The organism is Pseudomonas sp. GM84 (assembly GCF_000282535.1).
GTDB lineage: Bacteria > Pseudomonadota > Gammaproteobacteria > Pseudomonadales > Pseudomonadaceae > Aquipseudomonas.
The window spans coordinates 33,109-46,879 of the sequence record NZ_AKJC01000077.1 but is presented as its reverse complement, the minus strand read 5'-3'; the positions used below and the strand labels follow the sequence as shown (position 1 = coordinate 46,879).

Genomic DNA, 13,771 nt, shown 5'->3' with positions numbered 1-13,771 from the left:
CAGTTCGCCGCCGCCGCTGCGGCTGTCGGGTAACAGCCAATGGCGCGGGGTGAACTGGTTATCCACAGCCCGCAGGCCCTGAACAAGTTGCTCCGGTGCATAACCTTCGAAGGCTTCGCCCTCGATGACCAGCAAGCGGTCGACGCCGGCTGTGGAAAAGTTGTTTTCCTTGTGCTCGTCGAACACCACGGCCAGCACGGCGCCGTCGCTGCCGGCCAGGCTGTGGGCCAGGCCGAGCAGATCGCGGTCGTGGCTGCTCAGGCGGCCGCCGACCATGTCCGGCACCACGGCGATGTAGAACGCCGGCGCTGGCACCTGGTGCAGCGGCAATTGCACTTCGGCAGCCGCACTGCGCCGCCCACCGACCCCGGTGCCCTGCTGGGCGCCGCTGCGGTCGATACGCTTGATGCCATTGGGGCCGATGAAACCGGCGGCGATGGCATGCGGGTTCTTGCGCAGCAGGCCGTTGGGGCCCATCCAGCGGGTTTGTTGCGTCTGCATCGCCGCATGCAGCGGATGCAGACGGTTACGGGCGATCCACTCGGCGCGTGGGTCGCGGCGGATGATGTCGCTCATCAGTGCACCTCCGCAGGTTCACGTTTGACCGTTGGCGACTTTGCGGTCGCGGCGGTTTCCTCTTCGATCAGCACATCGGCGACCAGCTCGGCGAGGTCCTTGATCTGTGGGCGCGGTTCGACCACGCCTTCGAGCATCGCTGTGCACTGCGGGCAGCCCACGGCCACCAGCTCGGCCTCGGTTTCGCGGATGTCGTCCATGCGCATGTCGGGAATACGTTGCTTGCCCGGGATGTCGGTGATCGGCGCACCGCCGCCACCGCCGCAGCAACGGGAACGGAAGCCCGAACGCTGCATCTCGCGCACTTCGATCCCCAACGCCTTGAGCACTTCGCGCGGGGCTTCGTATTCGCCGTTGTAACGGCCCAGGTAGCAAGGGTCGTGGTAGGTGACGCTGCCACCCTTGTGCTGGCCGAGGTTGAGCTTCTTGGCCGCGATCAGTTCGGCGATATAGGTGCTGTGGTGCTGCACCTCGTAGTTGCCGCCCAGGGCGCCGTATTCGTTCTTCAGCACATGGAAGCTGTGCGGGTCGCAGGTCACGATGCGCTGGAACTTGTACTTGGCCAGGGTCTGGATATTGCGCTTGGCCAGTTGCTGGAAGGTCGCTTCATCGCCCAGGCGCCGTGCCACGTCGCCACTGTCGCGTTCTTCAAGGCCGAGCACGGCGAAGTCCACGCCGGAGGCCTTGAGCACTTTGACGAACGAACGCAGGGTGCGCTGGTTGCGCATGTCGAAGGCTCCGTCGCCCACCCAGAACAGCACCTCGGTGGTTTTCACCTCCGACAGCAGTTGCAGGTTGAGGTCGGCGGCCCAGTTCATCCGCCCGCCAGGGGCGAAGCCGCCCGGGTTGTCGGTGGCGATCAGGTTGTCCAGCACCTCGGCGCCCTTGTTCGGGGTCGCGCCCTTTTCCAGGGTGAGGTGGCGGCGCATGTCGACGATGGCATCGACGTGCTCGATCATCATCGGGCATTCCTCGACGCAGGCGCGGCAGGTGGTGCACGACCACAGCGTCTCGGCGTCGACCAGGCCGTTGACGATCGGCTGGTGCGGGCTGCCGCCGTGCTCGCCGATCGGCTTGCCTGGGTAGGGGCTGCCGGCGAACTGCGCGTCTGTGCCACCGGCCAGGCCGATGACCATGTCCTGGATGAGCTTTTTCGGGTTCAGCGGTTGGCCGGCGGCGTACGCCGGGCACATGGCTTCACATTTGCCGCACTGCACGCAGGCATCGAAGCCGAGCAGCTGGTTCCAGGTGAAGTCCACCGGCTTTTCCACACCCAGCGGCGCGTTCGGGTCTTCCAGGTCCAGCGGCTTGAGGCCGGTGGAGCGGCCGCCGCCGAAGCGTTCGGCGCGGCGGTGCCAGGCCAGGTGCAGGGCACCGGCGAAGGCGTGTTTCATCGGACCGCCCCAGGTCATGCCGAAGAACAGCTCCGACACGCCCCACAGCACGCCCAGGCCCAGCACGGCGACCATCACCCAGCCACCGGTGTTGGCCGGCAGGATGCCTGCGACCGGCAAGGTGGCGATGAAGAAGCTTGCCGCGAATACCAGCAGGCTTTTCGGCAGGCGCATCCACGGGCCCTTGGACAGGCGCGAGGGCGGATTCAGGCGGCGTTTGAAGACGAAGATGGCACCGGTGAACATGATGACCGTGGCCACCAGCAAGGCGTAGCCGAGGATCTTGCTCTGCAGGCCGAAGCCGTGCACCAGGATCGCCAGCACGGCCGACAGCACGAAGCCGCCCGCGGTGGCCACGTGGGTCTTGGACATGTACTTGTCGCGCTCGACCACATGGTGCAGGTCCACCAGGTAGCGACGCGGCATCGCCAGCAGGCCGCCGAGCAGATTGACCTGCGATGGCCGGCCACGTCGCCACATGCGCACACGGCGCAGGGCGCCGAGCACCGCCAGGCCAAGGGCAGCGAACAGCAGGATGGGTAGAAGGGTGTTCAACATGGGAGGCTCCCACAGGGGTCTACGGCGTATATGTCCGCTGGATCAGAAATCCTTGCACAGGCGCAAGGCGTCGTAGATCGCCGCATGCACGTTGCGCTGGGCCACGCAGTCGCCGATGCGGTACAGCAGGTAGCCCTCGCCCGGCTGGCTGAGGATCGGCTGCGGCTTGATGGCGAACAGCGCCTCCACGTCGATCTGGCCCTTGTTGCGCGAACCGTCCTTCAACGCGTAGTACAGCTGCTCGTCAGGACGCACGCCGTTCTCCACCACGACCTGGTCGACCACGCGTTCTTCCTTGGCGCCGGTGTACTCGTTCTCGAGCACCGCCACCAGCTTGTCGCCCTCGCGGTAGACCTTCTCCAGCATCATGTCGCCGGTCATGATCACTTCTTTCGGGTACATGCTGCGGTAGTAGGTCGGGAAGGTCGTGCCGCCCATCGCCACGCCCGGCTTGATGTCGTCGGTGACGATCTCGACCTGGCTGCCCTTGTCTGCCAGGAAGTCCGCGGTCGACATGCCGGTGAACTCGCAGATGGTGTCGTACACCAGCACGTTCTTGCCCGGTGCGACCTTGCCGTCGAGTACGTCCCAGCTGCTCACCACCAGCCCTTCTTCAGCGCCCCAGTGCTCGTTCTGCTCGACGAACGGATGGCCACCGACCGCCAGCACGATGATGTCCGGGCGCAGGTCCTGGATGGTCGCCACGTCGGCGGCGGTACCCAGGCGCAGGTCGACTTTCAGGCGGGCGAACTCCAGCTGGTACCAGCGGGTGATGCCGGCGATCTGGTCGCGCTGCGGTGCCTTGGCGGCGATGGTGATCTGCCCGCCGATCTGATCCTTCTTCTCGAACACGGTCACGTCGTGGCCACGTTCGGCGGCCACACGTGCGGCCTCCATGCCGGCTGGGCCGGCCCCGACCACCACCACCTTGCGCTTGGCCCCGGTGGTCTTTTCGATGATGTGCGGCACGCCCATGTATTCACGGGAGGTCGCGGCGTTCTGGATGCACAGCACATCCAGGCCTTGGTACTGGCGGTCGATGCAGTAGTTGGCACCGACGCACTGCTTGATCTGGTCGACCTGGCCCATCTTGATCTTGGCGATCAGGTGCGGGTCGGCGATGTGCGCGCGGGTCATGCCGACCATGTCCACGTAGCCGCCTTCGAGGATGCGCGTGGCCTGGTTCGGGTCCTTGATGTTCTGCGCGTGCAGCACCGGGACCTTGACCACTTCCTTGATGCCGGCCGCCAGGTGCAGGAACGGCTCTGGCGGGTAGCTCATGTTGGGGATGACGTTGGCCAGGGTGTTGTGGGTGTCGCAACCCGAGCCGACCACGCCGAGGAAGTCGATCATGCCGGTCGCGTCGTAGTAGGCGGCGATCTGCTTCATGTCCTCGTGGCTGAGGCCATCGGGGTGGAATTCGTCACCGCAGATGCGCATGCCCACGCAGAAGTCGTCACCGACCTCGGCGCGCACGGCCTTGAGCACTTCCAGGCCGAACTTCATGCGGCCCTCGAAGGTGCCGCCCCATTCGTCGGTACGCTTGTTGACCCGTGGGCTCCAGAACTGGTCGATCATGTGCTGGTGCACGGCCGACAGCTCGACGCCGTCCAGGCCGCCTTCTTTGGCACGGCGCGCGGCTTGCGCGTAGTTGCCGATCACGCGCCAGATCTCTTCCACCTCGATGGTCTTGCAGGTGGCGCGGTGTACCGGTTCGCGGATACCCGATGGCGACATCAGGGTCGGCCAGTTGAAGCCGTCCCAGCGCGAGCGACGGCCCATGTGGGTAATCTGGATCATGATCTTGGCGCCATGCTTGTGCATGGCGTCGGCCAGGTTCTGGAAGTGCGGGATGATGCGGTCGGTCGACAGGTTGACCGACGCCCACCACTCCTGCGGGCTGTCGATGGCCACCACCGACGAGCCGCCGCAGATCGCCAGGCCGATGCCGCCCTTGGCCTTCTCTTCGTAATACTTCACATAGCGGTCGGTAGTCATGCCGCCGTCAGTGGCGTAGACCTCGGCGTGCGCGGTGCTGAGCACGCGGTTGCGGATGGTCAGTTTGCCGATCTGGATCGGCTGGAACATTGCTTCGAATGCCATGACGCTCTCTCCGGCTTACAACGGCTTTGTAACGAACAGGCCATCTTCGTGGCCTTCTTCCGACCCGCCATAGACCTGTTCGGCCACGGTGCGGATCTTGCTGCCGCGGGCAGCGAGAATCTGGTCCATGGCACCGGCGAACCAGCCGGTGAACATGTAGTCGACCTTGCGCCCGCACTTGCCATACACGTAGACGAAGGCCGAGTGCTTGAGCTTGACGCTGCAGGTGCCCTTGTCGAGGTCGATGTCCTGGATCTCGAACAGGCCCCAGCCACGTTGCGACAGGCGCTTCATGTAGTGCTCGAACACCGCCACACCTTCAAGGCCGTGGCACTCGGCTTCTTTCTCGCACCAGTGCCAGGCCGACTTGTAGCCGGCCTTGTAGAGGATCTCGGCGTAGGCGTCGGCGCCCAGCACTTCCTCGATGCCGATGTGGTTGTTGACGAAGAAATGGCGTGGCACATACAGCATCGGCAGGGCGTCGCTGGTCCAGACACCGGTCTCGCTGTCGACTTCGATTGGCAATTGCGGGGCGATCTTGGCCATGGAAACTCAACTCCATAAAAATTTTCATGTGGGTGCCCCGGCGTTGCTGGCAGGGGCTATCAGGCTTGGAGAGCGGCTTACTCGCCCCAGACGTCCTTGAGGACGTTGACCCAGTTCTCGCCCATGATCTTGCGCACTACACGCTCGGAGTGGCCGCGCTTGAGCAGGGTTTCGGTGAGGTTGGGGAACTCGCCGACGGTGCGAATGCCCAGCGGGTTGATGATCTTGCCGAAGTTGGTCAGGCGACGGGCGTAGCCCTTGTCGTGGGTCAGGTATTCGAAGAAGTCCTGGCCATGGCCCTGGGTGAAGTCGGTGCCGATGCCGATGGCGTCTTCACCGACGATGTTCATGGTGTACTCGATGGCTTCGGCGTAGTCGTCGATGGTCGAGTCGATGCCCTTGGCCAGGAACGGCGCGAACATGGTCACGCCAACGAAGCCGCCGTGGTCGGCGATGAACTTCAGTTCTTCGTCCGACTTGTTGCGCGGGTGCTCCTTCAGGCCCGAGGGCAGGCAGTGGGAGTAGCACACCGGTTTCTTCGATTCGAGGATGACTTCTTCGGAGGTCTTGGAGCCGACGTGGGACAGGTCGCACATGATGCCCACGCGGTTCATCTCGGCGACGATCTCGCGGCCGAAGCCCGACAGGCCGCCGTCACGCTCGTAGCAGCCGGTGCCGACCAGGTTCTGGGTGTTGTAGCACATCTGCACGATGCCCACGCCCAGCTGCTTGAACACGTCGACGTAGCCGATCTGGTCTTCGAAGGCATGGGCGTTCTGGAAGCCGAAGAGGATGCCGGTCTTGCCCAGTTCCTTGGCCTTGCGGATGTCGGCGGTGGTGCGCACCGGCATCACCAGGTCGCCGTTCTCGCGGATCAGCTTCTGGCTGGCGGCGATGTTGTCGACGGTAGCCTTGAAGCCTTCCCAGACCGACACCGTGCAGTTGGCCGCAGTCAGCCCGCCCTTGCGCATGTCCTCGAACAGTTCGCGGTTCCATTTGGCGATGATCAGGCCGTCGATGACGATGCTGTCGGCGTGAAGTTCGGCTGGGCTCATCAGGCTGTCCCCTTTTTATTCAGTTGGGCTGCGCCAAACCTTCTGCCGGCGCTTTGGGGCCAGCATATGCCTGCGGCTGGAAGCGCCCCGATGCAAAAACGACAGGGGGTTTGCCGAAAGCGTCAATGCGCGACATCAGGCCGTCTGGCCCGCCGTTCGGGGATGAGAGACAGTCTCGATAACGACCTGCGCAGGTCCTGCATGAACATTTCTTCAGGAAGCTATCGTCTTGCCTTTGGCTGAGCGAGAATCCCAGCCATTCGTCAGTCTGTTAAGGGGAAAACGGATGAAATCAATGGCATGGCTGGTACTGCTGGCCGTCGTCGGTGGGGCGCAGGCCGGTGAGGAAGAAAGCACGCCTTGCGACAACGTTGAAAGCGACCAGCAGACTTACGCCTGCGCGGCGTTCAACAAGCAGACCGCCGAACGTGAGTTGAAGTCTGCCTATGACGAGCTGATCCAGCGTATTCGCGACCAGTATGCCGATGAGGCGGATCAGGCCACGTCGCTCACCGGGCGCATGGATGCGGCCGAGAAGCTGTGGGCGCAGTTGCGCGATGCCGACTGCAAGGTCGAGACCTATGCCGAGAAGCCGGGCAGCAAGGCCTTTGAAGCGGCGTGGAATACATGCGTGGCGCAGCGTAGCGATGATCGCTCGGAGTATCTGCAGACCATCGGGCAGCAGTAGTCTGCACCGGCCTCTTCGCGGGACAAGCCCGCTCCCACAGCACCTGAGGGCTGTGGAGTACTTGTGGGAGCGGGCTTGTCCCGCGAAGAGGCCAGCCCTGACACACCTCAAACCGCCCGCGCCAACCGGTCCTCCCTGGGACACCGCTCGAACCGCACCCGATAACACCGGGTGAAATACGACGCCGACTCGAACCCGCACGCCACCGCCACCTCCAGCACGCTCATGTCGGTCTGGCGCAACAGCTGCCGCGCCTTGTCCAGCCGCAGGCGCAGATAAAAGCCACTGGGCGTGTCCCCCAGGTGCAGGCGAAACAACCGCTCCAGCTGCCGCCGGGTCACCTGCACCGCATCGGCCAGCACCTGGGTATTGAGCGGCTGCTCGATATTGCGCTCCATCTCGCCAATCACCTTCACCAGCTTCTTGTTGCTGATGCCATAGCGGCTGGCGATCTGCATGCGCTGGTGGTCCTGGCGCGGGCGGATACGCCCGAGCACGAACTGCTCCGACACCTGCACCGCCAGTTCGCTGCCATGGGCCTGGGCGATCAGGTCGAGCATCAGGTCGATCGAGGCGGTGCCGCCGGCACAGGTGATGCGCCGACGGTCGATCTCGAACAGTTCCTGAGTCGCCTGCAGCCGCGGGTAGCGCTCCTTGAAGGCGTCCAGCGCCTCCCAGTGCAACGTCGCCCGGTAGCCGTCGAGCAAACCCGCCTCGGCCAGCAGCATGGCCCCGGTGTCGATACCGCCGAGGATCACCCCGTCATGGTCGAAGCGGCGCAGGCCTTGCTGCAGCGCAGGGCCGAAGTGCGCCAGCGGGTCGAACCCTGCCACCACCAGCAACATGCGCCCGGGCGCTTCCTGGGCCAGCGCGCCATCGGCGTTCACCGACATGCCATTGCTCGCCTGCACCGGGCCACCGTCCAGGCTGAGCACGCGCCAGCGGTACAACGGGCCGCGAAAACGGTTGGCTACGCGCAGTGGCTCCAGGGCGCTGATGAAGCCCATGGCGGAAAAGCCCGGCAGCAAAAGAAAGTGGATGGTGTCCGGCATCGAATGCTCCACAGTGGAGGTGGTCGCTTGCGTGCAATTGTTGGTCGCCAGGGTGCGAATTTCCACCCCGCCAGCGGCGTAGCGTATCCACACGGTCCGCAGAGGCCGCCCACCATAACAATATGCACTGCCGATGGAGAGCCACCATGCACAGCTTGATCCGCCGCAGCCTGTTGTCCCTTGCCCTGAGCAGCATCGTCGCTACCCCGCTTTTCGCCGCAGAACCCGCGGCTTGCAAGAACGTGCGCCTGGGCGTGGTCAACTGGACCGACGTCATCGCCACCAGCGCCATGGCCCAGGTGCTGCTCGACGGCCTGGGTTACCAGACCAAGCAGACCAGCGCCTCGCAGCAGATCATCTTTGCCGGCATCCGCGACAAACGCCTGGACATGTTCCTGGGTTACTGGAACCCGATCATGACCCAGACCATCACCCCGTTCATCGATGCCCAGCAGGTCAAGGTGCTCGACAAGCCGAGCCTGGAAGACGCCCGGGCCACCCTGGCCGTGCCGAAGTACCTGTATGACAAGGGCCTGAAGACCTTCGCCGACATTCACAAGTTCGAGAAGGAGCTGGGCGGCAAGATCTATGGCATCGAGCCCGGTTCCGGGGCCAACACCCAGATCAAGGCGATGATCACCAGGAACCAGTTCGACCTGGGCAAGTTCCAGCTGGTCGAGTCCAGCGAAGCCGGCATGCTCGCCGCCGTCGACCGCTCGGTGCGGCGCAAGGAAGCAGTGGTGTTCTTCGGCTGGGCGCCGCACCCGATGAACGTGAACATCGACATGGCCTACCTGGGTGAAAGCCAGGATGCCCTGGGGCCTGACGAAGGCCGTGCCACGGTATGGACGGTGACCGCCCCGGACTATGCCGACCGCTGCCCCAACGCCCACCGCCTGCTGGCCAACCTGAACTTCAGCGCCGAGGACGAGAGCCGCATGATGCAGCCGCTGCTCGACCACAAGGACGCCCTGGCGTCAGCCCGCCAGTGGCTCAAGGACCACCCCGAGGACAAGGCGCGCTGGCTTGAGGGTGTGACCACCTTCGATGGCAAGCCTGCTGCGGACAACCTCAAGCTCACCGCCAACTGACAGGGCCTCATCGCCGGCAAGCCGGCTCCCACAGGATGTCCACTGAATCAGGGTTCTGCGCAAACCCTGTGGGAGCCGGCTTGCCGGCGATAGGGCCACCACAGATACCACAAGGAACCGCCATGAACCACGACGTCATCATCACCTGCGCCCTCACCGGCGCTGGCGACACGGTCGCCAAGAGCCACCTGGTCCCCGTCACCCCCAAGCAGATCGCCGAATCCGCCGTCGAAGCCGCAAAGGCCGGCGCCACCGTGGTCCATTGCCACGTCCGCGACCCGCAAACCGGCCGCTTCAGCCGCGACGTGAACCTCTACCGCGAGGTCATGGAGCGCATCCGCGAAGCCGACGTCGATGTCATCGTCAACCTCACTGCCGGCATGGGCGGCGACCTGGAAATCGGCCCAGGCGAAACCCCCATGGAATTCGGCCCAGGCACCGACCTGATCGGCCCGCTGGAGCGCCTGGCCCATGTCGAGGCGCTGCTGCCGGAAATCTGCACCCTGGACTGCGGCACCCTCAACTTCGGCGACGGCAACGCCATCTACGTTTCCACCCCCGCGCAACTGCGCGCCGGTGCCAAACGCATCACCGAACTGGGCGTGAAGGCCGAGCTGGAAATCTTCGACACCGGCCACCTGTGGTTCGCCAAGCAGATGATGAAAGAAGGCCTGCTCGAAGACCCGCTGTTCCAGCTGTGTCTGGGCATCCCGTGGGGCGCGCCGGCCGACACCACCACCATGAAGGCGATGGTCGACAACCTGCCGGCCAACGTCACCTGGGCCGGTTTCGGCATCGGTCGCATGCAGATGCCGATGGCCGCACAAGCGGTGCTGCTCGGCGGCAACGTGCGGGTCGGCCTGGAAGACAACCTGTACCTGGACCGTGGCGTGCTGGCCAGCAACGGCCAACTGGTGGAGCGCGCGGCCGAGATCATCACCCGCATGGGTGGCCGCGTCCTGTCCCCGGCAGAAGGCCGGGAAAAAATGAACCTCAAGCGCCGCTGATCCCTTCAGGAGACCGATATGCCCTTCATCACCGAGATCAAGACCTTCGCCGCCCTGGGTAGCGGCGTGATCGGCAGCGGCTGGGTCGCCCGCGCCCTGGCCCACGGCCTGGACGTGGTCGCCTGGGACCCGGCACCGGGTGCCGAGCAGGCGCTGCGCAAGCGCATCGCCAACGCCTGGCCTGCGCTGGAAAAACAGGGCCTGGCACCTGGCGCGGCGCAGGACCGTCTGAAGTTCGTTGCCACCATCGAGGAATGTGTCCGCGACGCCGACTTCATCCAGGAAAGCGCGCCAGAGCGCCTGGACCTCAAGCTCGACCTGCATGCGAAGATCAGCGCCGCCGCCAAGCCCAACGCCATCATCGGCTCCAGCACCTCGGGCCTGCTGCCCAGCGAATTCTACGAGTCGGCCAGCCACCCCGAACGCTGCGTGGTCGGCCACCCGTTCAACCCGGTGTACCTGCTGCCGCTGGTGGAGATCGTCGGCGGTAACCGTACCGCCCCCGAAGCCATCGAGGCCGCCAAGACCATCTATACCGCACTGGGCATGCGCCCACTGCACGTGCGCAAGGAAGTCCCGGGGTTCATCGCCGACCGCCTGCTCGAAGCGCTGTGGCGCGAGGCGCTGCACCTGGTCAACGACGGTGTCGCCACCACGGGTGAAATCGACGATGCCATCCGCTTCGGCGCCGGCCTGCGCTGGTCGTTCATGGGTACTTTCCTCACCTACACGCTCGCCGGTGGCGATGCTGGCATGCGCCACTTCATGTCGCAGTTCGGCCCGGCGCTGAAGCTGCCCTGGACCTACCTGCCGGCACCCGAGCTGACCGACAAGCTGATCGACGATGTGGTGGACGGCACCTCGGAGCAACTGGGCGAACGCAGCATCGCCGCACTTGAGCGCTATCGTGATGACACCCTGCTGGCGGTGCTGGAAGCGGTGAAAACCAGCAAGGCCAGCCACGGCATGTCATTCAGCGACTGAGGAGGCCACGATGCCCGCACTGATCACCTACCGCACCCCAGTCCAGGAGGACTGGGTCGACTACAACGGGCATCTGCGCGATGCCTTCTACCTGCTGATCTTCAGCTACGCCACCGATGCGCTGATGGAGCGCATCGGCCTGGACGCCGATAGCCGTGGCCAGAGTGGCCAGTCGCTGTTCACCCTGGAGGCGCACATCAACTACCTGCACGAAGTAAAGCTGGGCACTGAAGTGTGGGTGCAAACGCAGATCGTCGGGTTCGACCGCAAGCGCCTGCAGGTGTATCACAGCCTGCATCGGGCGGGGTTCGACGAGGCCTTGGCGGCCAGCGAGCAGATGTTGCTGCATGTCGACCTGGCAGGGCCGAAGTCGGCGCCGTTCAGTGAACGTAGCGTGGAACTGCTGCAAGGGCTGGTGGATGAACAGCAAGGTCTGCTTGCCCCTCAATTCACCGGCCGTGTGATTGCCCTTCCCGCGCAGTCCTGAAATACCGTATTCGCGGGGCAAGCCCGCTCCCACAGGTTTCCATGAGTTCTTGAGAACGGCAGTATCCCTGTGGGAGCGGGCTTGCCCCGCGAAAGGGCCGGCGCAGAAAAAAAATAGCCCCGGAAAGCCGTGAGCATCCGGGGCCAAGAGAGCGAGCAACATCCACTGTGCGTGAGCGAGGGTGACCAAACCCTCTGGTACCGTGAATGGCCCCAGTGTGCTGGCTTCCCCTGCAGGGGATTTAGCCGTAAACGACCTGTTCTTAGTCAAAGCAGCCATTGCGACATTCTGCCCTTGCGGGGCTGTCGTGCTCGTCACAGAATCGGTCGTGAATCAAGCAGCACTCTCTTCGCGATAAAAGGGACAACAGCCATGATGCATGCGGATTTGATTGATCAGGACGACCTGGCAGGCCACCTGCGCGCGCGCGGTTTCGACATCCCCGCCGGGGCCACTGCCGAGCAGGCCTGCGAGGCGGTGGTACGCGGGCTGACCGAGCCCAATGCCCGTGCGCTCAAGGGCATGGTCGAGCAGATGTATACCGGTAGTGCGACGATTTTGCCGGCGGTGCGCCAGGCGATCGAAAAGCAGCTTTTGCCAGCGTTGGCGAGTTTCAACAAGCGCGCTTGAACAACTCCCTATACCGGCCTCTTCGCGGGACAAGCCCGCTCCCACAGGTCTCCCGCTGAATCTGAGTCAGCGGTGATCCTGTGGGAGCGGGCTTGTCCCGCGAAAAAGGCGACTCGGTATCAGAGCCTCACACTGGCAAACGTCGACTCGTTGCGCGCCTGGCTCAGCGCCGCCATCGGGCCACTGTGCGGCGACAGGGCCATGGCCTGCGGAATCGGCATCATCGCCACCTGCTGCGCGGTGTTGGAACCGACTCGCTCATCCCGCGGCGGAATGCCGAAATACTCGCGGTAGCACTTGGAGAAGTGCGGCGTGGACACAAAGCCACACACCGACGCCACTTCGATGATCGACATCGGCGTCTGCTTGAGCAGCTGACGCGCGCGGATCAGGCGCAGCTTCAGGTAATAGCGCGACGGCGAGCAGTGCAGGTACTTCTGGAACAACCGCTCAAGCTGGCGCCGCGATACCGCCACATACACCGCCAGCTCATCCAGGTCGATCGGCTCTTCGAGGTTGGCTTCCATCAGCGCGACGATTTCCTGCAGCTTCGGCTGGTTGGTGCCGAGCATGTGCTTAAGCGGCACACGCTGGTGGTCCTGCTCGTTGCGGATGCGCTCGTAGACGAACATTTCGGAGATCGCCGCCGACAGCTCGCGGCCGTGATCCCGGCTGATCAGGTGCAGCATCATGTCCAGCGGCGCAGTGCCGCCGGAGCTGGTGAAGCGGTTGCGGTCGAGGGTGAAAAGGCGGGTGCTCATGTTCACCCGCGGGAAGGCCTCCTGCATCGCGGCCAGGCATTCCCAGTGCACGCTGCAGTCGAAGCCGTCGAGCAAGCCGGCACAGGCCAGCGCCCAGCTACCGGTGCACACCGCGCCAAGGCGACGCGACTGGCGGGCCTGGGCCTGCAGCCAGGTAACGTGCTCACGAGTGACCGAACGCTGAATGCCAACGCCACCGCAGACGATCACGGTGTCCATGGGCGGTGCATTGCTGATGGCTGCATCCGGGGTGATCTGCAGGCCATCGCTGGCCCACACCTGGCCACCGTCGACCGTCAGGGTATGCCAGCGATACAGCTCGCGCCCGGACAGCTGGTTGGCCATGCGCAGCGGCTCGACGGCCGATGCGAGGGAAATGAGGGTGAAGTTGTCCAATAGAAGAAACCCGATGGACTGGGGTGCTGTGCGGTTCTGGGTTGGATTCCCGGAGGTGTACGACGTCATCGCGATTTCTCCTCACACAAATGCTGGGTGTGCCACAGGCGGGCACTGATTTCTTGTTATGACCCCTCGGTCACTTTCCGGGGGTTTTGCCAATCTCAACGCAAACGCCGTGCCTGAAGTTGAACGGTCATTCGAAAAAAACTGAAAACGACGTCTTTACTGGGCTGATTCAGGCTCTTGCATGGATTGGTCAGTCGTCGCAAACCGCCGAGCTAGCGCGCCTGGTGTAACTGGTGAGCAATTTGGTGACACGCGCAGTGCAGGTTTCCCAGAAACGACACTCTTGAGTGTCACCGACAACGCCCGCACCGATAGCGACATCCGACGGCCGGCAGTGCTCCAGAACAGGGCGCCACCGCGTGTAGTGCCCCCTT

12 protein-coding genes and 1 pseudogene are annotated in these 13,771 nt (G+C 64.2%); 6 read left to right on the top strand and 7 right to left on the bottom strand.

From position 1 onward, the window contains the following. The 5 genes and pseudogenes from PMI38_RS05375 to PMI38_RS05355 all read right to left on the bottom strand — a co-directional run. Nucleotides 1-576, bottom strand: a pseudogene (locus tag PMI38_RS05375) (electron transfer flavoprotein subunit alpha/FixB family protein); the annotation flags it as partial. Next, nucleotides 576-2,528, bottom strand: a complete 1,953-nt coding sequence (gene dgcB, locus PMI38_RS05370; protein ID WP_008091520.1) for a dimethylglycine demethylation protein DgcB — start codon at nt 2,526-2,528, stop codon at nt 576-578. The pseudogene PMI38_RS05375 and the gene dgcB, both read right to left, overlap by 1 nt. Before the next feature lie 42 nt (nt 2,529-2,570). After that, nucleotides 2,571-4,631, bottom strand: a complete 2,061-nt coding sequence (dgcA, locus tag PMI38_RS05365) for a dimethylglycine demethylation protein DgcA (protein WP_008091519.1) — start codon at nt 4,629-4,631, stop codon at nt 2,571-2,573. Between the two features lie 15 nt (nt 4,632-4,646). Next, a complete protein-coding gene (locus PMI38_RS05360) occupies nt 4,647-5,177 on the bottom strand; it encodes a DUF5943 domain-containing protein (RefSeq protein ID WP_008091518.1) in 531 nt (176 codons plus the stop codon). 77 nt (nt 5,178-5,254) lie between these two features. Then, a complete protein-coding gene (locus PMI38_RS05355) occupies nt 5,255-6,232 on the bottom strand; it encodes a dipeptidase (protein ID WP_008091517.1) in 978 nt (325 codons plus the stop codon). Between the two features lie 286 nt (nt 6,233-6,518). Between PMI38_RS05355 and PMI38_RS05350 the strand changes: the two genes are divergently transcribed. After that, a complete protein-coding gene (locus PMI38_RS05350) occupies nt 6,519-6,920 on the top strand; it encodes a lysozyme inhibitor LprI family protein (protein WP_043273081.1) in 402 nt (133 codons plus the stop codon). A 107-nt stretch (nt 6,921-7,027) separates the two neighbouring features. Here the strand turns inward: PMI38_RS05350 and PMI38_RS05345 are convergent, their stop codons facing one another. Continuing rightward, nucleotides 7,028-7,972 (bottom strand): GlxA family transcriptional regulator, encoded by a 945-nt coding sequence (locus tag PMI38_RS05345; protein WP_008091514.1) that lies wholly within the window; start codon nt 7,970-7,972, stop codon nt 7,028-7,030. A 146-nt stretch (nt 7,973-8,118) separates the two neighbouring features. Between PMI38_RS05345 and choX the strand changes: the two genes are divergently transcribed. From choX to PMI38_RS05320, 5 genes are all read left to right on the top strand, one after another. Next, nucleotides 8,119-9,063, top strand: a complete 945-nt coding sequence (choX, locus tag PMI38_RS05340) for a choline ABC transporter substrate-binding protein (RefSeq protein WP_008091512.1) — start codon at nt 8,119-8,121, stop codon at nt 9,061-9,063. A 122-nt stretch (nt 9,064-9,185) separates the two neighbouring features. Further along, entirely contained in the window at nt 9,186-10,070 is an 885-nt protein-coding gene (locus tag PMI38_RS05335) for a 3-keto-5-aminohexanoate cleavage protein (RefSeq protein ID WP_008091510.1), read from the top strand. Between the two features lie 18 nt (nt 10,071-10,088). Continuing rightward, a complete protein-coding gene (locus PMI38_RS05330) occupies nt 10,089-11,054 on the top strand; it encodes an L-carnitine dehydrogenase (RefSeq protein ID WP_008091507.1) in 966 nt (321 codons plus the stop codon). A gap of 10 nt (nt 11,055-11,064) precedes the next feature. Beyond that, nucleotides 11,065-11,541, top strand: a complete 477-nt coding sequence (locus PMI38_RS05325; RefSeq protein WP_008091506.1) for a thioesterase family protein — start codon at nt 11,065-11,067, stop codon at nt 11,539-11,541. Nucleotides 11,542-11,913: 372 nt separating this feature from the next. Next, nucleotides 11,914-12,171, top strand: a complete 258-nt coding sequence (locus PMI38_RS05320) for a hypothetical protein (protein ID WP_008091505.1) — start codon at nt 11,914-11,916, stop codon at nt 12,169-12,171. Between the two features lie 119 nt (nt 12,172-12,290). On the opposite strand, the gene PMI38_RS05315 is transcribed toward PMI38_RS05320, so the two are convergent. Further along, nucleotides 12,291-13,397 carry a GlxA family transcriptional regulator gene (locus PMI38_RS05315; RefSeq protein ID WP_008091504.1) on the bottom strand — a complete coding sequence of 369 codons (1,107 nt, stop codon included), beginning with the start codon at nt 13,395-13,397 and terminating at the stop codon, nt 12,291-12,293. Nucleotides 13,398-13,771 lie beyond the last annotated feature (374 nt).

Bases quoted from the DNA above. Each gene is read 5' to 3' on its own strand.
- PMI38_RS05345 (WP_008091514.1), bottom strand. From the start codon at position 7,972: ATGCCGGACACCATCCACTTTCTTTTGCTGCCGGGCTTTTCCGCCATG.
- PMI38_RS05320 (WP_008091505.1), top strand. From the start codon at position 11,914: ATGATGCATGCGGATTTGATTGATCAGGACGACCTGGCAGGCCACCTG.
- PMI38_RS05335 (WP_008091510.1), top strand. From the start codon at position 9,186: ATGAACCACGACGTCATCATCACCTGCGCCCTCACCGGCGCTGGCGAC.
- PMI38_RS05315 (WP_008091504.1), bottom strand. From the start codon at position 13,397: ATGACGTCGTACACCTCCGGGAATCCAACCCAGAACCGCACAGCACCC.
- PMI38_RS05360 (WP_008091518.1), bottom strand. From the start codon at position 5,177: ATGGCCAAGATCGCCCCGCAATTGCCAATCGAAGTCGACAGCGAGACC.
- dgcB (WP_008091520.1), bottom strand. From the start codon at position 2,528: ATGTTGAACACCCTTCTACCCATCCTGCTGTTCGCTGCCCTTGGCCTG.
- PMI38_RS05355 (WP_008091517.1), bottom strand. From the start codon at position 6,232: ATGAGCCCAGCCGAACTTCACGCCGACAGCATCGTCATCGACGGCCTG.
- dgcA (WP_008091519.1), bottom strand. From the start codon at position 4,631: ATGGCATTCGAAGCAATGTTCCAGCCGATCCAGATCGGCAAACTGACC.
- PMI38_RS05325 (WP_008091506.1), top strand. From the start codon at position 11,065: ATGCCCGCACTGATCACCTACCGCACCCCAGTCCAGGAGGACTGGGTC.
- PMI38_RS05350 (WP_043273081.1), top strand. From the start codon at position 6,519: ATGAAATCAATGGCATGGCTGGTACTGCTGGCCGTCGTCGGTGGGGCG.
- choX (WP_008091512.1), top strand. From the start codon at position 8,119: ATGCACAGCTTGATCCGCCGCAGCCTGTTGTCCCTTGCCCTGAGCAGC.
- PMI38_RS05330 (WP_008091507.1), top strand. From the start codon at position 10,089: ATGCCCTTCATCACCGAGATCAAGACCTTCGCCGCCCTGGGTAGCGGC.